The following is a 24,965-nucleotide window of genomic DNA, read 5'->3' on the forward strand; positions in this document are numbered from 1 at the left end:
TCGGAGCTAAGCGGTTTGAACCACAACCTTTAGAAAGTAGGGGAAATCATGACAAAACAAATGAAAAAAATTGGCTTTTATCAAGGATTACCAATCGAAGAAAAAGATAGCTTCATCAAAATAATGGACGTTTTACCTGTTGCGACTGGCCACGATTTATTAGTAGCAGTTGACGCGATTTCTGTTAATCCAGTTGACACGAAGCTTCGTCAGGGGGCGGCAAAAAAAGAGCAATTAACCGTTTTAGGTTTTGATGCAGTTGGACGAATCCTCGCAGTAGGCGATGCTGTTGAAAAGTTTCAAGTGGGCGAACGCATTTTTTATGCAGGAAGCAGCAAACGTCCAGGAAGTAATCAAGAGTTTCAATTAGTTGATGAAAGAATCGTTGCTAAAGCACCCAATTCTTTATCAGATGAAAAAGCAGCTGCATTACCATTAACTAGCTTGACAGCTTTTGAATTATTATTTGAAAAATTTCAATTAACACCACAAGCGAAAGCAAATGTAGGAAAGAAAATATTAGTCATCAATGGTGGGGGTGGTGTTGGTTCCATTTTGACTCAACTTGCTAACTGGAGTGGTCTTGAAGTATTTGCAACAGCCAGTGTTAAAAATTTTGAATGGCTTCGTAACAATGGCGTGGATCATCCCTTAGACTATCACAAAGATTTAAAGGAACAATTAATTTCTTTAGGGACGAATCGAGTCGATTATGTGGCCGTATTGTATGATGTGCTACCTTATTTCCAGCAACTACCAGAGCTTGTTCAGCCTGGAGGACGAGTAGGTTCAATCGTGGGTGTCAATCAGCCACTGCCAATTGGTGAATGGAAAAATCAATCAATTAGTTTTGACTGGGAGTACATGTTTGCGAAAACAGATTTTGACTATAAAATTGAGACACAAGGGGAGATCTTAGCAGAAATTGCTACTTTGATTGAGCAGAAAGTAATTCATAGTCATGTGGGTAAAATTTATCAAGGAATTTCTGTCGCCCATTTGAAAGAGGCAACAAAAGATGTCGAAGAGGGGCACGTTCAAGGAAAAGTGGTCTTAACTGGCGGTTTTGTTGACTAAATAGATAAAAAGAGAGCTAGGATATCTGTAGGGCATCCAAAAGTTAGGTTAAAAAAGCAAACTTTTGAGATTCAGTACATTCCGAGCTCTCTTTAAATTTGATAAAAGAATTGTATTAAATGGGTTCTTGATATTCAGGTAATTCTTCAAAAGGCGTTGTAGTTTCTTCTAAAGTCACCATTGAATCTTTCGCTGATTGAAAGAAATCAGGAAGCTGGACGTATTTTACTTTGTTTAACGTATAAGCTAAAACAGAACAGCTCAGTAAAGTATATAAGAAGTGTCTAAGATCAAGATATAAAAGGGACACTACTAAGATAACAAAAGTGACCAAGAAAAGACTCTTTCCGATTTTAACATGAAAATATTTTTCAATTGCTTGATATAAAATATCCGTTCCGCCCGTACTGCCCCCAAAGCGAAAAACTAATCCACAACCGATTCCAGAAAGCAGACCAGTCATCAGACTATTAATGAACAAGTTCCCAACGGCAAACTGTATATGAAGACTTTCCCATAAATGTAAAAAGAAAACCAACGCAAATGTTCCAACAATCGTACGAAGAAATGCGTGTTTTCCAAAAATAAATAATGAGATCAGTAATAATGGTAAATTAAAGACTAATGAAGTGATTGAAGGTGCAAATCCAAAAAGATTATTTAGCAGTAACGCAATACCTGTCACCCCGCCATCAGCAAGTTTTGAAGGTACATTGATTCCTGTTACAGCAAGCCCGTAGATCCCAGCACCTAAAATAATTCCACCAAGGTCTGTAAATAAATGTAGTTTTTTCATCTCTAACCCCTTTTCTGTTTGAAAATTTTCAGCAACCCCTATATTATACAAATAGAATCAATTCTTCAAGGGGTAAAAAGAAATTTTTTATCATCAGAAAACTTTTTCTTAGGCAAACAAAAATAAAGGAGAAGATTATGCGAGCTGCTGACTTATTAACTATATTGACAAATCCACCACAAAGCAAAGAATATCAAGGGATTTTCTTAATGACTAAAAATCATAAACGGCCAGTTACAACAATTGAAATCACACAAAAAAATGAAGTGATTTTACATTTTAATCAACAAAAAAACGTGCTGACAATGAAAGAAATCTTAGTTGGACTAATGATGAATCGTGAAAAAAATATCTACTATCAAGTGGATAATGAAATTATGCCATTATATGGTGTGAAAGAAACAGGAACAGAATTAATAATTTAAATAAAAAAATAAGCGTATGAAGCGTTGTTTTTTTAAAATGATATTTTCCGATGGGACGGTAAAATTTGAATAGATTTAAAGCAATAGATTTTGTTATTATTTAAATCGGGGAAAGCAATTACGTCACATAACGAAGGGGGGATGAAATGAGTCAGAAAAAGCTAATGATCGTTACGACATTTCTGTTAGCTATTTTCTTGATAAGTCCAGTAGCATTTGCCACACAGGGGAGCGAAGCATCACTTACTGTGCACGGAACGATTTATAGACGACCACTGGGGGAAACGATGATCAGTATGCGAGAACAATTGCCAAAAACAACAGATGTTCATTCGGCAGCATTGGTTTGGTTGGGGATATGTCTAGTCTGTATTTCATTCATCGGTTACCTGCTTGGACGAGAGGAAACGAACTTTTTTGGGGATAAGAACAATGTCATAAAAACAATCCAAAGTAGTTACCAATCTTTTACTAACTATGTAAGAAACGTCATTAAAAAAAGAGCTTTGTACATAAAACGTAGTTAAGCGTTTATCTTATCGTTCTTTGTAGGAAATTGTCAAAGAGCATAGGAGCACATAATGGAAATGAGTTATTTTTTTATAGAAAGTTTATCTGATGATTAAGTTGAAGTAACCTTACCTAGTTATGATGCCAAGTAATGCATTTCTGTAGGAAAAATGTGGGTACGAATATCAACATGGTAAAAAGAAATAAAAAAATTAAAAAGAAGTTAGGTTAAGAAAGAAATCCCCCAAAGATTCCTCTCTCATCCTAGCTTCTTATTTTGCTATTAGCGGACGTCCGTTGAATCTATGGTAGCAATGACTTAACAATAATGCCAATAATTATACTTGTGAAAAAAGTCACGGCAAAAAAACATAAAATAAATGACGCATTTTTTTGTCAAAAAAGTAAAAACGTCTTGTTTTTTAACAGTTATGCGCAGAAAACAACTTTTTTTTACATTTCTCACAAAAATTTAGTCTGCTCACCTATAATTGTAAAGGAACAAGCCAGTAAAGAAAATTATCTCCCCCACGAGATTTCCACTTTATTGGCTGTTTTTCTTCTTATTGATTTGTTGGACTGAACTGCAGAGGCAGAAGAGTCCTAAAAATTCCCCATCATTTTGTTGTTTTTTAGCTAAAACAAAAAGACCAGAAAGATCATTATGATTTTTCTGGTCTTTTTGGTGTAGTAAGGCAACATATTTGGGGAAAGTATTTGAGAGGTTTATACTTAAAAGATGACAAAAATTAATTGAGAAAGAGGAGACAAATGAATCAGTTTATTCAAATTCTTAGTGAACGGAAAGCAGAATTGCTAACGGCTACGTTCCAACATTTATCGATTTCTTTTTTTGCGTTGCTCATTGCAGCCTTGATTGCGATTCCTCTCGCAATTTGGTCAGTGAGTCATAAAAAATTAGCAGAAGTTTTATTACAAATTACTAGCGTATTACAGACAATTCCTTCATTGGCTTTATTAGGTTTATTGATTCCGTTTGTTGGAATTGGAACAGTTCCAGCCTTGATTGCTCTAGTTATTTATGCGTTACTACCTATTTTTCAAAATACGTATATCGGTTTAACTGAAATTGATCCATCAATTGAGGAGGCCGCAATTGCCTTTGGAATGTCTCGGATACGTCGCTTGATTAAAGTAGAATTACCCATTGCGTTACCAGTGATTATTTCGGGTATTCGTACAGCTTTGGTTTTGATCATCGGAACAGCCACTTTAGCGGCATTAATTGGTGCAGGTGGCTTAGGAACGTTTATCTTGTTGGGAATTGACCGTAACACACCTGTGTTAACATTGATCGGTGCAATTAGTTCAGCATTGCTAGCTATTATTTTTAGTAGTTTGATTCGTTTGTTGCAACGTGTTCGACCAATATACACCTTGATTGTGCTAGCCTTGACGATTGGCGTACTTGGAGGTATATCAGCATATCAAACATTTTTTGTGAAAGAAGAGTCTGTAGTAATTGCAGGAAAACTCGGTTCAGAACCAGAAATTTTGATTGAGATGTATAAAGAACTGATTGAAGAAAAAAATCCGGATCTTGCTGTCGAAGTAAAACCAAATTTTGGAAAGACGAGCTTTTTATTTAGCGCGTTGCAGAATGAGCAAATTGATATTTATCCAGAATTTACTGGAACAGTTTTAGAAAGCTTAGTCAAAGTTCCTGATGCAATGAAAGAAACAAAGTTGTCAGAAACAGATACGTATCAACAAGCAAAGGAATTGCTCCATCAACAAGAAGCAATGACTTTCTTACAGCCAATGGCTTATCAAAACACGTACGCATTAGCAGTGAAAGAATCCTTTGCCAAAGCAAATCAGCTAGAAACAATTTCGGATTTGATCAAAGTGAATGACCAGATCAAAGCAGGTTTTACCTTAGAATTTATTGATCGTAACGATGGTTATCGGGGGATTCAATCAGTTTATCATCTAGAGTTTCCAAGTGTTCAAAGTATGGAGCCAAGTCTTCGTTACCAAGCAATCAAAAATGGCGACGTTAATGTGATTGATGCTTACTCGACAGATAGCGAGTTGAAAGAATATGGGTTAGTTGCTTTAAAAGACGATCGCCAACTATTTCCACCTTATCAGGGTGCGCCTTTGATGAAGGAAAATTTTGCTAACAAACATCCGGAAGTCGTGAGTGCCTTGAATCAACTTGGTGGAAAGATCACCGAAGAAGAAATGATTGACATGAATTACCAAGTCAATGTTGAAAAAAGAGAACCAGCACAAGTTGCCCATGATTTTTTAGTGACGATTGGGTTAAGCAAGGAGGCTGAAAAATGACAGAAATCATCGAGTTTCATCAAGTTCAAAAAAAATTTGCTGACAAAGTTGTGATTGACCAACTGGACTTCGTTGTTCATCCAGGTGAGATCTTTGTGTTAGTTGGTCCTTCTGGTAGTGGGAAAACAAGTACGTTGAAGATGATTAATGGTTTGATTAAACCAACAAGTGGTGAGATTTATTTTAAAGGTCAGAAACTAACTAGTTACAATTTACAAAAATTACGTTGGAAAATGGGGTATGTTTTACAACAAATTGCGTTGTTTCCAACCATGACCGTCAAGCAAAATATTGAAGTGATTCCAGAGATGTTAGGTTGGGAAAAGGGAAAACGGGAACAACAAGTAGACCAATTATTGGAAAAAGTGGGGCTTTCTCCAGCGGATTATCGGGACCGTTTTCCTCGGGAATTATCTGGAGGTGAACAGCAACGAATTGGGATTTTGCGTGCAATTGCTGCGAACCCAGAAATCATTTTAATGGATGAACCTTTTAGTGCTCTTGATCCTCTTTCACGCACTTCATTACAAGAGTTAGTGCTTTCCTTACATCAAGAATTAGGAACGACCGTCGTTTTTGTTACCCACAATATGGAAGAAGCAGTCAAACTGGGAAACCGAATTGGTGTTATGAAAGATGGTCGATTGATTCAATGTGATACGCCAGAAAAACTGTTGAAGCAACCGAATAACGCGTTTGTTCAAAGCTTTTTTGAAGAAACTAGCCAAAAAGAAATTTTGGTAGAAGAACTGATAGCGTTAGGCTTTTATGCTAAAGAAATAACAGATAAAAATGTTCCTGTGGTTGAGTTAACGACGCCGCTAACTCAAGTTTATGAGAAATTAGCCCAAGCACCAATTGTTCAAGTCCTCAATCAAGGAACTTTAGTTGGGGAGTTGTCTGGTCAAGATGTCTTTGCCTTTTTAAGTCGAAAGGAGTAAAAAATGATGAAAGAGTATGACACAATCGTAATTGGTTCAGGAGTAGCAGGGTTAAGTGCCGCTTACGAGTTAAAAGCAAAGCAGCAGCAAGTGTTAGTAATTGAAGAAAATTTATGGGGTGGGACTTGTCCAAATCGCGGCTGTGATCCTAAAAAAATCTTAATTGGTGGGGTGGAAGCACGCAATCGGATCAAGCAATTACTTGGAAAAGGCTTTTCTGAAGTGCCGCCATTAAATTGGCAAGAACTCCAGTCTTTTAAACGAACTTTTACGGACCCTGTTTCTGCAAATCGCCAAAAAGAATTAAGCCAGGCAGGAATTGATCATCTGACTGGAACAGCAAGTTTTCTGGATGAAGAAACAGTTGAAGTGCTGGGAAAGACATTTCGTGGAAAACATTTTGTGCTTGCAACGGGACAACGTCCGACCATTTTACCGATTGAAGGAAAGGAATTTTTGCAAACAAGTACCGATTTTCTAGCGCTTGCTGAGCTACCGAAACAATTGATTTTTATTGGAGGAGGCTATGTTTCCTTTGAACTGGCAACGATTGCTCGTGCGGCTGGCAGTGAAGTGACCATTGTGCATCACAATCAGCGACCGCTAAAAGAATTTGATGAAGAGTTGGTTCAAGAGACAATTGTCCAAATGAAAAAAGCTGGCATCCAGTTTGCTTTTGATGTGGATGCACAAAAAATCACGCGCCAAAATGAGAAATTACAGTTGATTGCTGGAAAAGAAATCTTTGAAGCAGATGCGATTTTTTGCGCAACAGGTCGCCAGCCAAATGTTGAATCTTTACATTTAGAGCGTGCCAATGTCGATTTTACGAAAAAGGGGATCATTGTGAATGAGTGTCTTCAAACAACAAATCCACAAATTTTTGCTTGTGGAGACGTTATCGAAAAACAGTTGCCAAAATTAACACCTGTTGCGACTTTTGAAGGCCAATACGTTGCACAAAAAGTGACACAACAACAGCAAAAAACAATCAACTATCCTGTCATTCCGACAATTGTTTATGGTAGCCCAAAGATTGCGACTGTTGGAACAACGAAAATTGAAGAGGATAGGCAAGTTGAAACAGTGACTCAAGAAATGACAAGCTGGTTTACCTACCATCGAGTGAATGAACCATTAGCCAAAGTAAAGTTATGTTTCAATAAAGAAAACTTTTTGATTGGCGCAAGTGTTTTGAGTGAGCAAGCAGATGAACTGATTGATTTTCTAACGATAGCAATCAATCAACGGTTGACGAAGGAAATCGTGGATCAATGGATTTTTGGCTATCCGACACTTGCTAGTGATTTGCCTTATCTATTGAAATAGGAAAGGAATAAATTAAGCAGAAGTGCTTGTTGCACCAATTTTGTTATGCTACACTAAAAAAAATGAATACTTGTTTCTGGGGATGTCGTAAACGGCATGAGAGTAAGTTGTGAACTTAGACCCATTGAACCTGTCAGTTAATACTGGTGAAGGGAGAAACATAGCAAACGCTTGTTTAAGTGGGACCTATGTTGCGTCCACAGACAAGCGTTTTTTTGTTCCAGTGTTAAATTTGATTCATTTAGGAGGTGAACAATTGAAGAAACATTTATATCCAGCAATCAGTGTCGGTGTTCTGCTACTGATTTGGCAAGTCAGTGTTCAGCTGTTACAGACACCAACCTTTATTTTGCCTAGTCCGATTGCCGTTTTTCAAGCACTGCTTGCTGATAGACAGACGCTGTTTTTTCATTCACTCACGACTTTGAGCGAGGCACTGTTAGGATTAGTAATTGCAGGAATCATTGCCTTTTTTACAGCATTATTGATGGACTTTTATGAGTTACTAAAGACCGCAATCTATCCCATTTTAGTAGTATCACAAACGTTACCAATTATGGTTTTGGGACCGTTACTCACGTTGTGGTTTGGTTTTGGACTGGCGCCGAAAGTGATTTTAGTTATTTTGATGAGTTATTTCCCAATGGTCGTTTCTTTTGCGGATTCATTGAGTAAAGCATCAAGGGAACAAATTATTTTTTTACGAACAATGGGCGCCAGTAGGGGACAGATCTATCGAATCTTCAAAATTCCTGAAGGGCTTGCAGGTTTCTTTTCTGGGCTAAAAGTTGCAGCGACTTATTGTGTTAGTGGCGCAATCGTTGGGGAATGGTTAAGTGCGCAGTCCGGATTAGGTTATTACATGATCCGTGTAAAAAACAGTTATCAAATCGACAAGGTTTTTGCAGCAATTCTTTGTGTAATCGTTCTTAGTTTATTGCTTAATGGATTGAGTGTGCTCATGAAGAAAAGTTATTATTATTGGTTATATACTAGAGGATAGGAAGAGGAAGAAAATGAAAAAAATGTTATGGCTAGTACCAGCTTTGTTATTATTTACCGCATGCGGAGCAAATAAGCAAGAAACAAGTACTACGGATTCAACAAAAAAGTTAACGGATGTCACTCTCGTGTTGGACTATGTACCAAATACAAATCATACAGGTATCTATGTTGCAAAAGAACAAGGTTATTATAAAGATGCTGGCTTGAATGTGAACATCATTGAGCCAGGAGATGATTCGACAAGTATCGGCTTAGTGGGCGCAGACAAAGCACAATTTGGTGTGAGCTATCAAGAAGACATCACCTATGCACATGCTGACGGACAAGCTATTCCAGTTAAGGCGATTGCGACAATTATGAAGCACAATACTTCTGGATTTGTTGCAGCAAAAGATAGCGGGATAACGAAACCAAAAGACTTTGAGGGAAAAACCTATGCAGGTTGGCAAAGTCCTAGTGAAGAAGCAGTATTAAAAGCAGTCATGGAACACGATAACGCAGATTTTTCTAAATTAACGATTGTTGGAAGTACCGGGGAAGGACCCGAAGCTTTAGGAAAAGGTGTCGACTTACAATGGTATTTTGAAGGTTGGGATATGGTTAAAGCAAAAGAAGCAAAAATTGAATTGAACTATCTTCCGTTAAGAGAACTGGATGAACGCTTAGATTATTATACTCCTGTTATCATTACGAGTGATAAAATGATTGCACAGGAACCAAAAGTAGTTCAAAAATTTATGGATGCAACGAAAAAAGGTTATCAAGAAGCAATTAAGCATCCACAAGCAAGTGCAAAAATTTTGCATAAGTACGCGTCAGACAACGAACTAAGTTTCTTGGAAGAATCACAAGCATTTGTTTCAGAAAACTATACTGATGAGCCAGAAAAATGGGGATTGATGCAAGAAAAAGTATGGGATAACTATACTGATTTCATGAAAGAGAATGGATTAATCAAAGAAAAAGTAGAGGCAAAAGAATTATTCACGAACCAATTTATTCAATAGGAGGAAAAAATGTGGCAATTGAAATCAATCAGTTAACTGTAACGATTGATAACTTAGAGATTTTAAAAGAAATTGATCTTATTGTTGAAAAGAATTCTTTTGTATCAATCATTGCGCCAAGTGGAGCTGGTAAATCAACCTTGTTGAAAGTTTTAACTGGGGTAATATCACCAACTTCAGGAGAGATTTTCGTCGATGGTGAGCCAATTATGGGATTAAACACAGCGTTTAGTTACATGCCACAAGAAGATTTATTATTACCATGGGCTAGTGTTTTTCAAAATGTTACATTGTATCAAAAAATCAATCATCAAAAAATTGACCAAGAAAAAGTAATGGAAGAACTACAATTATTTGGATTGAAAAAATATAGTGGTTTTTTACCAGAGCAACTTTCTGGTGGTATGAAACAGCGAGTTGCATTGTTGCGAACAATGATGAACCCAGCTGACTACTTGTTGTTAGATGAGCCATTTGGTGCGTTGGATGCGATGACTCGAAGTCAGATGCAAGATTGGCTACTTCAGCTACCGAAACAAAAAACGAGAACCACGTTACTAGTGACCCATGATATCGAAGAAGCTATTTATTTATCCAATCGAATCATAGTGCTGTCTGCTCGGCCAGCGCGAATCATTGCAGATATCAAGTTACCAGAAAAGCATCGAACAAGAAGCTGGCTTGGAGAACAAGCAACATTAAAGCAAAACATCTATCAGTTGTTAGAAGGTGAAACACATGTTGATTGATGGACATTGCCATTTGGCAGGAAGTACAGAATTAGCACAGCGACAACAAAAATATCAGATTTTGACGATTCTTAATTGTGATTCGCCGGAAGAATGGGAAGAAAACCAACGATTAACCAAAGTGGGAGACCTTCAACTGTTAAGTTTTGGGGTTCATCCTTGGAAGGCAGATCAATATCGATTTGAAGCCGTTCTACCTTATTTAGAAAAAGCGAATATAATTGGTGAAATCGGATTAGATAGTGTGTGGACAGAAGTGCCGCTGGCAACCCAACTTACTATTTTTGAACAACAACTAATTTATGCAATGGAACGGCAAAAGCCAGTTGTTTTGCATACAAAAGGATGCGAAGCAGAAATTTTATCATTGATCAAAAAATATCCCAATCGTTACTTGATCCATTGGTATTCGAGCATGGCGCTTCAAAAAGCTTATATCGACTTTGGTTGCTATTTTACCATTGGGATTGATTTGATGCGAAATAATGCAGTGAAAGAATTAGCAAAAAAAGTACCACTTGATCGCTTGTTGATTGAAACAGATGGTTTGGCGGCCATTGAATGGGCATTAGATCGAAAAGTACAGGTTGATGATTACGTGGCGATTTTAAGGTGTCACTTACAATCATTAGCTGAATTAAGAAATATTGAGTCAACGATTCTGGCAGAGAAAATGACGAAGAATCTGCAAGTATTTATTAACGGCTAAATGTAAGATTCAAGTACTTCGCCAAATGTTAGTGGTCATGTTGGACAATAACGAGGTTATCAGTTTTCGCTTCTGTTAAAATGAAGAAAAGCTTGTCTCGTGGAAATTCTTTTAGTGATCAAGTTTGATTGATGCACTGCAAGAAAATACTTTCTACTTTGTAAAAGGCTGTGACAAGTTTTTGTCACGGCTTTTTTTGAGGGCGTATGCAGAAAGGAGAATGGCCAAAACATCCGTTCATAAAAAGAAAAAATTATTCATGAGTGAGGGGGAAGTAAGATGCAAAATTCATTTGAAAAAAATATCGACCAGTTATCTCAAGAACAAAAGGAGTTATTATTTTTAATTCACTTAGCAATGGAAGAATTACAAGTTGTAGGGGAAGAAAATCAATCAATGAATCGTTTGCTTACACAATATTCTCTTAAAGAAACCTTGTTCGTTTTTGAACTTTATGCGTGTAATGTTCAATATGACATCAATAGAAACATGAGTAATAAAATTTCAATGACCAAATTTCACGAGTTGTTGCCAGACTATTCAATTTATGAGAAAAAATACCAGTATGAGTTATTAGGACAGATGTATCAGGAAGTTCGTTCGAATAAAAAAAGTGTCCATTTACAAGAAACAAGAATGCAAAAGGACTTGATCACACAGCTGAACGATGCGAGAATGCGAAAAAAATTAAAGAAGATGGCAGCAAGTTGGTAATCTTCAATGTTCATTTTTATTTATGAGAATATTATTAAAAAATAAAAGAATAAAAGAAAAAATTGGCTGATGAATAAAAGGACGATACATAGCAGAATTTGATTGAGTAATAAGGGGACTTATTACTCGATTTTTTTGTTTTTATAACAATTTTAAATTATAATATTTGATTTTTCACTCTGTTTTGTTATAATAATCACATGCAAAGATAATAATTTTAATCTTTCTATAATTTTTTACGGTGATTTTCCGAATGTTTCGAAAAAAACGCTATATAAGTTAACTTTATAATTATGCTGATTTGCTTGCAAGATTACTAAAAAATTTTAAGTGGGGTGTGCCGATCTTACAATTAGAAGGTTTGTTGCTTGAAAAGCAAATAATGAATAACGAATTTTTTGAAAAAATAAAGGGTAATTTTGACTATTTGTTATGCGGGAGAAAAAATGGATTTAGTCAGTTGTATAGCCTAGCAGTCGGTAAAAATTGATTTTGTAAAACGCTTTATAGCAATTATAATTCTACAGGAACTAAGAACTGGTTGGATGCTTGATTGTTATTTTTTACTGACTCTATTTTCAGGAGAATCAACATTTTTTATCTGTAAAGGGAAAGGCAGTTTGTTCCTTTTGGACATAGTTAAGTAGAAATAAGTAAACAATTCTTGATAAACATAAGTTCCTTTCAATTGCTGGTTTCTTATTTTATGGAACCATTTGAAGTGAAGGTATCTTTCAATCATGTGGTTCGCAGGATTGAACAATGTTACATATTTATTTATAGAGTGGGGTGTAATAATGAGAGCTTGTCTAGATAGTCGATTAAGTCGACAATTAGCAATTCTGGAAACCTTGTGGGATTCCGAATGGATGACCAGTGAGGAGTTAGCCGAACGAACAGGGAATTCTGAAAAAACGATTCGAACAGATATTCCAATTATCAATAAGTATATTTATCCTTTAAGTATCGAGACCTCATTTAAACTGGGGATATTTTTAAAAAAAGATGTAACTATTCCGAAATCATACATATATGCAGCTATTTTAAATGAAAGTTCAGAATATGATTTACTTGAACAAATCTTTTTTGCAGATAATCTAAAAAAGATCGATTTGAGTGAACAATTGTATACTTCTGAATCACAAATTACACGCTGGTTATCGAAAATCAACCAATCTTTGGAAAATTATGAGTTAAGAATCGATAATGCGTTACAAATCAATGGTGATGAACAAAAAATTCGTACGTTCTTCTCTTGTTTCTTTCTGGAAAAGTATGGTTCCCCAGAAAAAAAATTTCCTTATGAGCAAGTTCAAGTGATTGATCGCTTGATCGAAGACTTTTTGAAGGAAAATATTGCAATTGTTTTTGCAAATTCCAAACAGCATTTTTCTCTTAGTCGCCTGAAGTTTCAATTACTAATTAGTATTGAACGGATGAAGAGAAAACATGAGATTCAAACAGAAAAATTAGTTAATGGATTTTCATTCTTGATGGTTGAAGCTAGTTTGTGTGAGGAATTTAAAGCAATATTTGGCTTGGAACTAACGAGTCATGTATTACAACAACTATTCCAAGAATATTTTTATCCATTTTATCCTTCTCGAGTGAAACAAGGACATGAAGAACTAAGTCCACTAAAAATCAAAAATAAAATCGAAGAAATCATTGATGAATTATCGAAGGTCTACCATGTCGAGTGTGATTACCGAGATAAAATCGTTCGTGATATTTACTGGACGACATTTCAAATTTGCGGGCCAACCTATATTTTGCATGACAAGAAAAAAGAGTTTTTTGAGGGTATTTTAGCGGATAGCCCAGACTTGGCACAATTTTTACATAAAAAGTTTCAACAGATTTTTTCAGAAGTGGAGCTTTTCAAACAAAGAAAAGTAGATGAGATGGTTCACCAAGCCATTTTTGAATTGATGACTTCTTGGGCAAGCTTACGCTTGGGCGTGCGCCAATCCACTATCACGGTGACCGCTGCATTGATGTTAGATACGACTTATGAACATATGAAAATGGTTAAAGAAGAGATCGAATTTTATTTCCGGCATAAAATCAAAATTGATATTATTGACCCTTATGTAAAACTCGATCGTGCCAATTTTTCCAACTATGATTGTCTACTGACAGATACGTATACAAGTAACACCTATCCAATTCCGACAATTGGTATTTCAAATTACTTAAATGATGATACGATCTCCAAACTACTGGACTTTGTTTATTTAAAAAGGGAAGAGTCCAAAGAGGTTTTTGCAAAAAGCCATTTAAATAGTATTGGTTTATTAAAGGGATGATGAAGTTATTTGTCAAAATAAAAAAACGGACACCCACTGGGCTGTCCGTTTTTTGTTTTGACTTTTTTTCTTAGTACCAACCGTTTGCTAACCAGAATGATTGAGCAGCTTCCCAAGAACCATAACGTGAAGAAACATAAGCGTCTGCTACACGTTCTTGATTGGCAGCTGAGTAGTCACCGTTCAAGTATGATGAATCTAATTGGTAACGACCGATGTAGCGACCGTTAGTTGCTGTATAAGAACCGCTTGATTCTCTTTGTGCGATCCATTCTTTTGCAGAGTTAGAAGTAGTAGCGACTGCCTCTGTTGTTTCAACTGCTGGAGTTGCTTGAACTGTTTCTTGAACAGGTGCTTGAGCAACTTCTTGCGTTGTCTCTTGTTGAACAGGTTCAGCTTGAACTGCTTCTGTTTGAGGTGCAACATCTGTTGTTGAGCCTTGCTCTGAGGTTGGAATAGTTAATGTTTGACCTGCAAAAATCAGATTGATATCTGAAATTGAATTAGATTGAGCAATATGGTTAATCAAGGAGTTATCGCCAACATATTTTTGTGAAATAGTTGATAATGAATCGCCTGATTGAACAGTGTACGCTTCGTCTGCGTGTGTTGTTGTTCCCATAAATAATGCAGCGCCGGCAGCCAGAGTTGTTCCTAATAGTACAGTTTTAAGTGATTTCATATAAAATAGTTTCTCCTTTTGAGTTGTTCGAATTTTGTTGTTGTGATCAACTTGGACTACTTTAACATGGAAAAATATTTCATAGGTAAAAGGTTCATGACAATTTGTGACAAAAGTCGCTTTTTTGTAATCTTTTTAGTAACGTACGTAAAATGAATGATTGGAAAGCTTGCTAAATCAAGAAATTACTTGAAATGTTTCTGACTTTAGGCTTGTTTAGTTACGAAAAAATCGATTATCCAAAATTTTTTTTATAGAAATAAAAAGTATGGATTTCAATTTTGTTTTGGTAGTAAAACAAAATGAAAAACTCGTTATAATTCATTTTGTAATTATTTTTGGAGGTGCTTATGAAACGGAATTATTCGATTGACTTGATTAAAACAATGGCTGCCTTTTTTGTGGTAGCTGTTCATTTCTTATTAAATAGTGGTTTTTATGATCAAACGATTCAAACAAATCTTACCCTTTTTTGGATGATGACAAGGCAAGTGACAATAACTGCTGTGCCATTGTTTTTATTGTGTACAGGTTTCTTGATGAATCGTAAGAAACTTTCTGTTTCCTATTTATTGAATCTGTTTCCTGTTTTGTTCTTGTATGTCAGCATTTCTTTAGTTGGCTGGCTGAGAATGGTTGTGATGGATGAAGGCGTGAGTTTGACTGATGCACTTTTTGGTATTTTGGATTATTCAACCAATACTTATTCTTGGTATGTGGAAATGTATATAGGGTTGTACTTGATGATTCCCTTACTAAATTTGATTTGGCAAGCAAATCAGAATCAGTTTTTCCATCGATATGTTGTTGGGGTATCGCTTTTTTTATTTTTTGGGCCATCTTTGTTGAACTCATTCGGAAAAGTGGTTCCAGATTTTTGGATTGATGCTTATCCAATTGGCTATTATTTCATCGGTGCCTATTTATTTGAATATCAAGAACAGTTTAAAAAGTTTAAGAAAACTTGGTTACTTTTACTCATAGCTATTTTCGCATTCTTTGTCTTAGACGTGATACTTGATTATCAGACAACGTATCAAGATTTTGCTGGGAATCAATACAACGGCTTTGAACCACTGATTGTTAGTTTTTTGATTTTTGTGTGTTGTTTGCGCATACCAGTAACGAAAGGATTTCAATTGCCTATCAGAAAGTTGAGTCAATGGACGCTTGGAATCTATCTGATGTCAGACGTTACAGACCAACTCGTTTATCCGATTGCAAGAATGTTGTTGCCAACGATGGAGCAGCGCTTGACCTATGGTTTTGTAATCATCTTAACTAGTTTCAGTGCAGCAGTTCTTTTTAGTTATCCATTTGAACGGAGCAGCGAATGGCTACGACGAAAGTTGCGGGGCGGACAATCAGCAGAAAGGAAAGACCAACATGTTTCTTCTAAAATTCATTGATTATTATACGATTGGTTATCCAATTCTGATGTCTATTTTATGGTCGGTTGGCGCATACTTTTCGAGAATCAAGTACACCAAGCAAGAATCATTAAAAAGTTATCCAAAAGTTTCAATCGTTTTATCTGCTTACAATGAAGAAGAAACGATTCAAGAAGCGATGTCTGCTTTGGAACAACTTGCATATCCCAACTTGGAAATCATTGTGGTTGATGATAAAAGTACAGATAATACGTTAATGCTCCTTGAACAAATCAAACAAGGATTTTCTAAAGAAAAAGAATTGAGAATTCTTGCCCAACAAAAAAATGGCGGGAAAGCAACTGCGCTGAATACAGCTTTGGAAATGGTTAGTGGAAAGTATTTGCTGGTATTAGATGCAGATGCTTTGTTGGCACCAAACTCAGTGGAAATCTTAGCTGCAGAGTTAGAGAGCAGTTCGATAATTGGGGCGGTGACAGGGAAGCCGGTGGTACGTAATCGCTCAACTTTGTTAGGAAAATTACAGACGTTGGAATACGTTGGAATCATTGACGGAATCAAGCGCACGCAAACATTTATGTTAGGTGCAATCATGACAGTTTCAGGCGTAATCGTGATGTATCGCGTATCAAGTTTAAAAGAGGTTGGTGGGTTTAATCCCGAGGTTATGACGGAGGATATTGATGTCACTTGGAAACTGCATCGCGCAGGTTGGCGCGTGACATATAACTGCCGCGCACTTTCTTATATTTTAGTCCCAGAACGTTATTTTAGTTTATTGAAACAAAGAAAACGTTGGTCGATTGGTGGATTGGAAGTGCTTCTCGGGAATTTTTCATGGGTCATGGGGGGTGGCGATTTAAACTATAAGTTGTTACTCGGCGAAATGATTTTGAGCCATCTTTGGGGCTGGACATTTGTGTTTAGCACGTTTAATTATCTCGTTGCAACTTATTTTCGACAGGAATTACATGTCGCAGGTGGTGTTGTTGTTTTGTTCATTTTATTGTCTATCTTACTATTTTGGATTGGTGCCAATGGCGATGAGAATGATAGTCAGCTCAAACTGCAAGACAAACTAACTGTTCCTGTTTATTTGATGTTTTATTGGTTAACCAATCTTATTAGTGCAATTTCTTCGGAATTTGCTGTAATCACAGGGAAGACAAGTAAAGGAAAATGGGAAAGTCCAGATCGAGGTGTATAAAATGGATCATTTGATTATTCGAAAAAAGATGTTTACGCGTAATTTACTTTCGACAATGTATTTATTGATTGCGTGGTGGTTATTTTTAGCGTTATTGTTTTTGATGTTTTGTTCATTGTTAGGTTATTATTCTGATGCTATTGGCGCCATTTTTTTATTGGTTGACTTTCCGTTGACCCAAATAACAGATATTTTGCATCTTATTTTTGCTTTACTGGCGATTTTTATTGTGCCAATTTTGATTGGAATCGTCGCACTGAAAACAACAGGAGGTACGCAATGAAACGAGTGAACCGATTACTTACCAGTTTATTGAGCTTTTGTCTGATTGGTGTTGTTAGTTTTCTACTTTTTAGCCAGACAAAACAACTAGTGGAAAGTGAAGTGAGTACTGGTTTTTCTTATGCTCCTTTATCAGATGAAGATGGAGTGATCGTTTTATGTTATCATCGTGTACTAGCAGATAATTTTGTGGTTGAGGCAGTTTCAAAAATGTCAAAAAATACCCAACTTCATCAATTTAATGTACCATTGAGTGATTTTACTCAACAAATGCAGGATTTAAAGGAAAGAAAAGTACCTGTTTTAACAATGGATCAATTACTCGAAAAACGTGCAAAGAAAGAGTTAACTGGGCGAAATGTGGTGATTACATTTGATGATATCGATGTTACGTTACCAAATAACGCTTTTCCAGTTTTAGAGAAAGAGAAGTTCCCCTTCACCGCTTTTGTGATTACAGGCGAGACTGGAAATAATCTTTCTGGCTCGCAGATGGCCAGTTGGTCACAGATAAAAAAGTTGGCGGCTTCGCCCTTAGCCACATTTGGCGTGCATACCAATGATTTACATTATCAAGAAAAAGGAAAACCCGTATTGTCGACTAACTTACCAAAAAAAACAATGATTGATGACTATAAAAAAAGTCAAGAAATCTTTAAACAGGAACTTGGGTATCAAGCTGATTATTTTGCTTATCCTTACGGGGCAAAAAACAAACGACTAACAGACTACATGAGTCAAAATCAAATCAAGGGTATCTTCAGTTTAGAAACTGGTGTTGTTACGAATGAAACGTTGACTACTGACATGCCGCGATTGATAGTCACTAAAGAAAATTGGCCGACATTATTACATTGGCTAGATAACGATACAAATTAAAAAAATTGCAAAAAATAATGAAGCTGATACTTCTTAGCGAGTTTCTCGTACAAACAAAAAAGAGAAAGGAGTTAACTAAAAAGCGTTATATTAAGATGCAGGAAAATTCAGGAGGGTGTTATGACGATTAACAAATTAGATTTACTCAGCGATTCAGCTCGGTACCAACTCGATATCTTACGCATATTTGACATGCGTAAGGGGCAATTCACTTCAGTTGAACTGTTAGTTGAGTTACTAGGAATCTCAAAGTTTAAAGTGAATAAGTATATTGCTGAACTTGAACAGGCATTAGTTGCAGCAACTAATGCCAAAGTTGTGCGATTATCGAAAGGTGAGATCGATATTCCAGACCTTTCCAATGAAGTGATTCGGCAGTTACAACTTTATTATTTGAAGCAATCTGATTTGTTTTTGCTCTTTCACGAAATGGTTCAATTTGGATCCACACCAGAAAAGTTTTCACAAAAACATTTTTTGAGTCGTTCAAAAGCATATCTGATCAAAAGTGAACTAGAAGATATTTTGGCACCAGGTGGTATTCAAATCAATGAAGGAACGTTAGTTGGAGACGAAGCCAAGGTTCGGCGAGAAATTTTTGATATTTACTATTATTTTTTCAATGGCTTAGAATCACCATTTGAGTCTTCACTTCGGCAAAAGACACATGAAGTGTTGGAGGTAATCATCCACACCTTGAATTTAGAAATGATTATGACTCGGATTGCTAAATTAGAATTGTTTTTGAGCATTACACTCTTACGCTTATCAAAACGAAGTTATGTGAATACAGTTGAAATTGAATTTGAAGATGTCTATGCAAAAGAAATTCGACAACTGCTTGTACTTGTTCAAAATAAATTGCAAAAGATCACTGTGATTCCAGAAGAAAAACAAGAAAATGAACAACTATGGCTTTTGGTTTTTTTATTAAGCGAGGAATGTCTTTCACTAACGACACAGCAAAAAACAATCAGATGGAACCAAAATTTAACTGAGTTGACTACCTTACAGGTCGATTATTTATTTCAAACGTTGAAGCTTGTTTTATCAACGGAACGAAAAACAGAAAAAATCGTAGAACTACAGCAGGTTTTGGAACTAACAAATTTTAAGTTGGCATTTGCCAATCATTCTCGACTGACATTTATTTCAGAGGATCAAGAGCGTTTCTTCGCTGAATTATATCCACAATTTCATCAAGTGGCTAAGAAATTTGTTGAATTAGCAAAAAATAGTGATATTTACGATCAAGGATTATTGACGAATGGTAGTCTGTATTATGATTATATTTTCGCCATTATTTCGGTTATTCCACAAAAGTATTTATCTGATAAAGTTTACGTTTGTGTGGATTTTTCGAGAGGATCAGCGTATACAAAATTCATTGCGGAAAATATTTTAGCTTTTCAAAACTTGAATATTGTGGTTCAAAAAAAGGTCAACAATCAGACACAACTATATGTTAGTGATTTGTTGATTGATAAGTTGAACTGTCCGCAGATTATCTGGAAAAATCCACCAAGTGATCATGATTGGTTGTTGTTTGGCGAGATGGTAATTAAAGTGAGGAATGAAAATGAAAGTTAAATCCTTAATAGTTAGTGGTATGTTGGCGACGACTTGTCTGTATCAAAGTGTTATTTTGAGTGGGCTGGTCGATCAACCAATCCGGGACAAGAAAATTGAGTTGTCAAAAGAAAGCCTAGTGAATGATATTCAGGTGGAAAATAACGGAGAGACAGTCGTTTTTAAAAATCATCGCCGGATAAAAAGAAATGAATTGACAATGCTGGAAAATCGAATTTCGGCTATGGAAAAGAATCCGCAGGTACCTTCAGGCGGAGGCGCAAGTCAAACCTTGATTGGCCAGCGAATGGCTCGATTGAGTGGAAGCTTGGTTTATGGAATGAGGCAAGAATAATGAAACGCACGATTTATCAAGGGGTTTCGCTAATGTTGGGGGCCGTAAGTTTGTTCAGCCCGCTTTTATTAGTGACTGCTACAAGCACCACGCAAAAAATAAATCGACAGACAAGCGCGCAATCTGTAGTAGAAAAACAAGTTTATGGAAATCAAGCACAACTTGATTTAGGTGATGGTCAAAAAGTTCTCTCTAATAAAGCCTTTATCACGATGTACCGCAAGTCCTTGAAAAAAGAAACCTATTCAAAAGAACTTTTAACTGTCGACCAGTCTTCGGGAAAAGCAATTCCAGGAGCTGTTTATGAAGCAAAAGCTGAAAATGGCGAAACGCAGAAATTAACTGCTGATGAAACGGGACAAGTTTCGCTGACTAAATTGGCAAAAGGCCAGTATGTAATCTGCCAAGTGAAAGCTCCTCTTGGCTACGAACTTTCGGAAGAAACAGTCGAATTAGTTATTGAAAATCAAACAGTCATTCAACGGATTTTTACCAATCAGCGAAAAGAAAATACGATTTTATTAACAAAAATCACAGACGAGAATGAGCCACTTGCTGGCGTAGCATTTACACTTTATCAAGATGAAAAAGTGTTACGAAAAAAGCTTGAAACGAATCAATATGGACAACTAGCTGTCGACGGCTTAACGAAAGGTGAGTATTATTTTGTAGAAACAAACGCACCAAAAGAATACCAAATAGATTCAAGAAAATTGGCATTTACGATAGGGGGTGAAGCAAAATGATAAGAATGAAAAAACTTGTTTTCTTGACCAGTCTGGTTGCTTCAACTGTTTTTGGCTGCACGGCTTTCGCAGCTGAAAACCTTTATGATGAACCCTTGGCTATAGAATCAGAAAACTTGCAGGATTATTTTTCATTACAAGGATCAGCTTCTTATGATCCAATAACTGAAATTATTTCGTTAACACCTAATAGGCGATTACAAGCTGGAAATGTTTCGTTGAACAAAAAATTACCAGCTACCACCTCTTTTCATTTAGAAGCCGAAGTAAATTTAGGTGATAAAACAGATGTAGAAGGTGGGGGAGATGGGGTTGCGCTTGCGCTTCATACGGATGTGCCATCAGCCATCGGAAAACCAGGGAATGGTATCGGTGTTTTAGGATTAGCAGGCGTTCAAGCATTTAAATTAGACACGTTTTGGAACCGTAGTGAAGAATACGAGGAACCACCTGAAAACGTTGAACGGATCTTAGGAAGAAATCAACCATTTGGTGCGTTCTTAGTCTCCAATCCTACAACAGTTATGATTCAAGACTCTGTTCAATATTTAGCGAACAATCAAGATGCGCCAGCAGATGTTGATGGGCAATTCCATTCGTTTGTTGCTGATTATGATGCGATGAGCAAGGAACTAACGATTCGCTTTCATTCCAATCGGGGGTGGCTGACATGGAAACAAGTCTTGCCGCTACAGGAAAATTATGCAGTCGCATTCAGTGGATCAACAGGTGTGAATGTCAATCATCAGAAAGTAAAAGTTCGTTCTTTTGTAACCAAACCAGCTATCGTAACAGGACAGTTCAATCTACAGTTGACAGATCAAGAAACGAACCAACCACTTGCTGGTGGCCAATTTGAGATTCACGATGTCACAACAGGAAAATTGATCGAAACAATTACGACAGATGAGAATGGAAAAGCAAGTGTGCCAAAGCTTCCTCTTGGAACTTATCAGGTGAGTCAAGTAACAACGCCAACAGGATATGAAAAGACAACAAACAGGACTTTTTCCATAACAGAAGAGCAATTAACGCAACAACTAAACGTGGAAAATCAGCCTATTTTGGGTAGCTTGAAGGTAACGCTAACCAACCGAGCAGATGTGAAACAGAAATTATCTGGTGGTCGCTTTCATCTGATGGATGATTCTGGAAAAATTCTGAAAAAGAATCTTTTGACAAATGAACAAGGCATGTTTGAAATTACAAAGCTACCAATTGGAAAATATACATTAGTCCAGGAAAAAGCCCCAACTGGTTATCAGATTATCGATAAGGAAACACCTATTTGGATTCAAGGTAGTCAGTTGTTAGAAGTGCCAGTGCAAAATGCAAAAGAACCAGAAACACCCAAAACATCTGATGATAATTTTAAAGAAGCAGAGTCTCAAGAATCAAGTTCATTAATGACTAATTCGCTCACAATGGAATCAACTAGATCAGCGAGTTCAACAACAAGTGAAATCATAGCAGAAAAAGACAATCAAACAGTGGTGATCGAATCAAGTTCATCAACTATACACGAAGAGTTACTTCCCCAAAGTAATCCGATGATTAGCCAGTTGCCACTAAAAAAAGTGACGCAACTAACTATCCAACTGAAAAAAATCAATGGTGAACCAATCCAAGAAGGTTCATTTGAATTATTTAATACTCAAACAGGTCAGGTTCAGCAACTAGCCTTAGCTTTAAATGAACCGTTAACGCTGACGAATCTTCCGTTTGGAACGTATGAACTACGTCAAACAAAAGCAAAATTTGGTTTTGTACGAGCAACTCAAACGGTACATTTTGAATTATCGAGTCAACACTTAGTCGAAACAATCACGTTGCTCAATCAAAAATTGATTCCAACACAACTGACACAAAATGTCGTAGTGAAGGCGGATAAAAAAAGTCTCAATGGAGCTACAATTGAATGGATCACCAAGATTAAATTTGGAACAGATATTCTTGAAGCACCTGCAGTTTCTTTTCAAAATGAACTGGACCAATTAGTGGCAACAGATGTTAGTGGTAGTTATCATGGAGAACCAATCGAGAATATTGGTCATTTTGAGCAGAAAGATGCAATTGTACGATTTCTTTTTGATGAGAAAGACGGAAGTTATCATTATTTAGTCGCGCAAGAAATCCAACTGAAAATTGTTACGACCCCAGATCAATGGGGGACTCCAAAAGAGTGAGAGTAGTTTTTTTACGAAAAATTGTGTATGCTTCTTGGTAGAATGAGAAAGTTAGCTAAAGGAGCGGATAATTTGTTTATTTCAATGTGGGCACAAGATCGTAACGGTTTGATTGGGAAAGATGGTTTATTACCGTGGAAATTACCAAATGATATGCGTTTTTTTCGGGAGCATACAATGGATCGAATTTTAGTGATGGGACGAAAAACATATGAAGGTATGGGAAAATTAAGTCTGCCTTATCGTCATATTATTGTTTTAACAACCCGACCAGACCTCAAAGTTGCAGAAAATGCGGAAGTTATGCATTCAATTGAAGAAGTGTTAGCCTACAGTCAACAAGTAACAGAAGATATTTATGTTTCTGGTGGTAGTCAAATTTTTCGAGAATTATTACCAGAAACAGGTATTATATGGCGAACATTGATTGACGAAGAATTTGAAGGCGACACGTATATTGGTGAAATCGACTTTTCCGATTTCACGTTAGCCGAAGAACACGTGGGGATTTTAGATGAAGAAAATCGCTACCCACATCGTTTCCAAAAATGGGTGCGAAAAGACTAAGCGAAGGTACTAATAAAAGAGTTTGGGACAAAACTAGCCTAAATAGAAAAAAAGCCTGAAATTCGTTTTTGAAAACGCTGATTTTAGGCTTTTTTAATTGAAAATGTGTTAAGAACGACTGGATTTTAGTTTTGTCTCGCTCTCTTTAATGTTTCAGAAGTTTTTAGTTTAATTTTTCAGCAAGATCGTTCAACATTTCTTGGCTAGCAATTGGTCCGTTGTACAACCAACTAGATTCTGGACCAAATTCGAGCAAATGATTTTCTTTGACTGCTTTCAGATTTTTCCAGGCAGGTTCTTCAAACATTGCAGCGCCTTGATCACTGTTGACCAAAATTAAATAATCGGCATCTAACTCAGCTAATTTTTCTGAAGAAACAGCAGACCAGTCTGAAGTAGCATCTTTAGAGATCTCTTTAACCAAGCTAGGGACACCAAAACCTAAATCGCCGTAAACAATACGACCACTTGAGCGATTTTCGCTCACCATAAAGGCAGAATTATTTGTTACCCATAAAACAGCTGCTGTTTTACCAGCAATTTTATCGGCTAATTCCGTTTTGATTTTTTTGGCAGAAGCTTGGTATTCACTGATGATTTCTTTTGCTTGGTCTTCTTTTGCCAAAGCTTTACCCACATCTTTTAATTGCTCTTCCCAAGTTACATCGCTACCATTTGTAACCACATAAGTAGGAGCAATTTTACTGTATTGTTCATATTTTCCACCTTCAACAGTTGCCGAAGAAGATATCAGAAGTAAATCAGGTTCAAAACTTAAAACTTTTTCGTAAGGTAAGTCATAAGAAATCGTTGGAATATCTTTCAGATCATCTTGTAAATAATCCTGGATTGATCCACTACCAACGGTCCATTGCGCAACAGGTTTTTCATCTAGTGCAATTAGATAATCTTCCAAGTAGCTTCCAATAATCCGTTTTGGTTGATTGGGAATTGTTACTTTATTGCCTAAAGTATCTGTCACGGTGTGCGTGCCATTGCTTTTTGCTGTAGTTGTCGAATTTGTTGTGTCTGTCGTTTTATTTGCTGTGGAGCAAGCTCCTAATAAACCAATTAATAATAGAGTCGTTGAGATTGTGAAAAACTTTGCTTTTCGTTTCATTTTCTTCCTCCTAGAATAATTGAGAATCATTCTCAGATGCTATTATTCCTGATAATTAAAGCACTGTCAACCAATTTTTTAGTGAAAGCTAAAGAAA

At 36.4% G+C, this 24,965-nt stretch carries 24 protein-coding genes and 1 riboswitch; of the genes, 21 read left to right on the plus strand and 3 right to left on the minus strand.

Features of this window, described 5'->3' with window-relative positions:
- The first annotated feature begins 48 nt into the window (after positions 1-48).
- The gene (locus IGJ66_RS04630; protein WP_430616885.1) at positions 49-1,077 is read left to right on the plus strand and encodes a zinc-binding alcohol dehydrogenase family protein; all 1,029 of its coding nucleotides are present in this window, start codon (positions 49-51) and stop codon (positions 1,075-1,077) included.
- Positions 1,078-1,192: 115 nt separating this feature from the next.
- On the opposite strand, the gene IGJ66_RS04635 is transcribed toward IGJ66_RS04630, so the two are convergent.
- Positions 1,193-1,873 (minus strand): YitT family protein, encoded by a 681-nt coding sequence (locus tag IGJ66_RS04635; protein ID WP_071869388.1) that lies wholly within the window; start codon positions 1,871-1,873, stop codon positions 1,193-1,195.
- Between the two features lie 137 nt (positions 1,874-2,010).
- Here IGJ66_RS04635 and IGJ66_RS04640 point away from each other — a divergent pair, with 137 nt between their 5' ends.
- From IGJ66_RS04640 to IGJ66_RS04690, 11 genes are all read left to right on the plus strand, one after another.
- Positions 2,011-2,298 (plus strand): hypothetical protein, encoded by a 288-nt coding sequence (locus IGJ66_RS04640; protein ID WP_067485057.1) that lies wholly within the window; start codon positions 2,011-2,013, stop codon positions 2,296-2,298.
- A 146-nt stretch (positions 2,299-2,444) separates the two neighbouring features.
- Positions 2,445-2,825, plus strand: a complete 381-nt coding sequence (locus IGJ66_RS04645) for a hypothetical protein (RefSeq protein WP_071869390.1) — start codon at positions 2,445-2,447, stop codon at positions 2,823-2,825.
- A gap of 754 nt (positions 2,826-3,579) precedes the next feature.
- On the plus strand, positions 3,580-5,121 hold the full coding sequence (locus tag IGJ66_RS04650; protein WP_071869391.1) for an ABC transporter permease/substrate-binding protein: 1,542 nt from the start codon (positions 3,580-3,582) through the stop codon (positions 5,119-5,121).
- Positions 5,118-6,062, plus strand: a complete 945-nt coding sequence (locus IGJ66_RS04655; RefSeq protein ID WP_071869392.1) for an ABC transporter ATP-binding protein — start codon at positions 5,118-5,120, stop codon at positions 6,060-6,062. The genes IGJ66_RS04650 and IGJ66_RS04655 overlap by 4 nt, the downstream gene beginning before the upstream one ends.
- Positions 6,063-6,068: 6 nt before the next feature.
- Positions 6,069-7,391, plus strand: coding sequence for a dihydrolipoyl dehydrogenase family protein (locus tag IGJ66_RS04660; protein WP_430616886.1), 1,323 nt, complete (start codon positions 6,069-6,071; stop codon positions 7,389-7,391).
- A 67-nt stretch (positions 7,392-7,458) separates the two neighbouring features.
- A riboswitch (TPP riboswitch) is annotated at positions 7,459-7,563 on the plus strand.
- An 84-nt stretch (positions 7,564-7,647) separates the two neighbouring features.
- Positions 7,648-8,394, plus strand: a complete 747-nt coding sequence (locus tag IGJ66_RS04665) for an ABC transporter permease (protein ID WP_071869393.1) — start codon at positions 7,648-7,650, stop codon at positions 8,392-8,394.
- Positions 8,395-8,407: 13 nt separating this feature from the next.
- The gene (locus IGJ66_RS04670) at positions 8,408-9,403 is read left to right on the plus strand and encodes an ABC transporter substrate-binding protein (protein ID WP_075491180.1); all 996 of its coding nucleotides are present in this window, start codon (positions 8,408-8,410) and stop codon (positions 9,401-9,403) included.
- An 11-nt stretch (positions 9,404-9,414) separates the two neighbouring features.
- Positions 9,415-10,152 carry an ABC transporter ATP-binding protein gene (locus IGJ66_RS04675; RefSeq protein ID WP_067485077.1) on the plus strand — a complete coding sequence of 246 codons (738 nt, stop codon included), beginning with the start codon at positions 9,415-9,417 and terminating at the stop codon, positions 10,150-10,152.
- Complete coding sequence (locus tag IGJ66_RS04680; protein ID WP_430616887.1) at positions 10,142-10,861, plus strand: TatD family hydrolase; 720 nt, start codon at positions 10,142-10,144, stop codon at positions 10,859-10,861. The genes IGJ66_RS04675 and IGJ66_RS04680 overlap by 11 nt, the downstream gene beginning before the upstream one ends.
- Positions 10,862-11,140: 279 nt before the next feature.
- Positions 11,141-11,575 carry a hypothetical protein gene (locus tag IGJ66_RS04685; RefSeq protein ID WP_067485083.1) on the plus strand — a complete coding sequence of 145 codons (435 nt, stop codon included), beginning with the start codon at positions 11,141-11,143 and terminating at the stop codon, positions 11,573-11,575.
- A gap of 797 nt (positions 11,576-12,372) precedes the next feature.
- On the plus strand, positions 12,373-13,884 hold the full coding sequence (locus tag IGJ66_RS04690) for a helix-turn-helix domain-containing protein (protein WP_430616888.1): 1,512 nt from the start codon (positions 12,373-12,375) through the stop codon (positions 13,882-13,884).
- 70 nt (positions 13,885-13,954) lie between these two features.
- Here the strand turns inward: IGJ66_RS04690 and IGJ66_RS04695 are convergent, their stop codons facing one another.
- The gene (locus tag IGJ66_RS04695) at positions 13,955-14,566 is read right to left on the minus strand and encodes a LysM peptidoglycan-binding domain-containing protein (protein ID WP_071869456.1); all 612 of its coding nucleotides are present in this window, start codon (positions 14,564-14,566) and stop codon (positions 13,955-13,957) included.
- Between the two features lie 350 nt (positions 14,567-14,916).
- Here IGJ66_RS04695 and IGJ66_RS04700 point away from each other — a divergent pair, with 350 nt between their 5' ends.
- The 9 genes from IGJ66_RS04700 (at position 14,917) to IGJ66_RS04740 (ending at position 23,748) form a co-directional block, all read left to right on the plus strand.
- Entirely contained in the window at positions 14,917-15,975 is a 1,059-nt protein-coding gene (locus IGJ66_RS04700; protein WP_430616889.1) for an acyltransferase, read from the plus strand.
- Positions 15,953-17,164: a glycosyltransferase family 2 protein gene (locus tag IGJ66_RS04705; protein ID WP_430616890.1), complete on the plus strand. Its 1,212-nt coding sequence runs from the start codon at positions 15,953-15,955 to the stop codon at positions 17,162-17,164. Before IGJ66_RS04700 ends, IGJ66_RS04705 begins: the two co-directional genes overlap by 23 nt.
- Position 17,165: 1 nt before the next feature.
- Positions 17,166-17,447 carry a hypothetical protein gene (locus IGJ66_RS04710; protein WP_067484153.1) on the plus strand — a complete coding sequence of 94 codons (282 nt, stop codon included), beginning with the start codon at positions 17,166-17,168 and terminating at the stop codon, positions 17,445-17,447.
- Positions 17,444-18,325: a polysaccharide deacetylase family protein gene (locus tag IGJ66_RS04715; RefSeq protein WP_067484154.1), complete on the plus strand. Its 882-nt coding sequence runs from the start codon at positions 17,444-17,446 to the stop codon at positions 18,323-18,325. Before IGJ66_RS04710 ends, IGJ66_RS04715 begins: the two co-directional genes overlap by 4 nt.
- Before the next feature lie 120 nt (positions 18,326-18,445).
- A complete protein-coding gene (locus IGJ66_RS04720) occupies positions 18,446-19,915 on the plus strand; it encodes a helix-turn-helix domain-containing protein (RefSeq protein ID WP_430616892.1) in 1,470 nt (489 codons plus the stop codon).
- Positions 19,905-20,249, plus strand: a complete 345-nt coding sequence (locus IGJ66_RS04725; RefSeq protein ID WP_067484157.1) for a hypothetical protein — start codon at positions 19,905-19,907, stop codon at positions 20,247-20,249. Before IGJ66_RS04720 ends, IGJ66_RS04725 begins: the two co-directional genes overlap by 11 nt.
- Positions 20,249-20,995, plus strand: a complete 747-nt coding sequence (locus IGJ66_RS04730) for an MSCRAMM family protein (RefSeq protein WP_430616894.1) — start codon at positions 20,249-20,251, stop codon at positions 20,993-20,995. The genes IGJ66_RS04725 and IGJ66_RS04730 overlap by 1 nt, the downstream gene beginning before the upstream one ends.
- Positions 20,992-23,181 carry a lectin-like domain-containing protein gene (locus IGJ66_RS04735; RefSeq protein ID WP_430616895.1) on the plus strand — a complete coding sequence of 730 codons (2,190 nt, stop codon included), beginning with the start codon at positions 20,992-20,994 and terminating at the stop codon, positions 23,179-23,181. The genes IGJ66_RS04730 and IGJ66_RS04735 overlap by 4 nt, the downstream gene beginning before the upstream one ends.
- A 72-nt stretch (positions 23,182-23,253) precedes the next feature.
- A complete protein-coding gene (locus IGJ66_RS04740; RefSeq protein ID WP_067484163.1) occupies positions 23,254-23,748 on the plus strand; it encodes a dihydrofolate reductase in 495 nt (164 codons plus the stop codon).
- A 163-nt stretch (positions 23,749-23,911) separates the two neighbouring features.
- Here the strand turns inward: IGJ66_RS04740 and IGJ66_RS04745 are convergent, their stop codons facing one another.
- A complete protein-coding gene (locus IGJ66_RS04745) occupies positions 23,912-24,868 on the minus strand; it encodes an iron-hydroxamate ABC transporter substrate-binding protein (protein WP_067484165.1) in 957 nt (318 codons plus the stop codon).
- Positions 24,869-24,965 lie beyond the last annotated feature (97 nt).

Origin of the sequence: Enterococcus sp. DIV0176 (assembly GCF_050528535.1) — a bacterium.
GTDB lineage: Bacteria > Bacillota > Bacilli > Lactobacillales > Enterococcaceae > Enterococcus_B > Enterococcus_B thailandicus.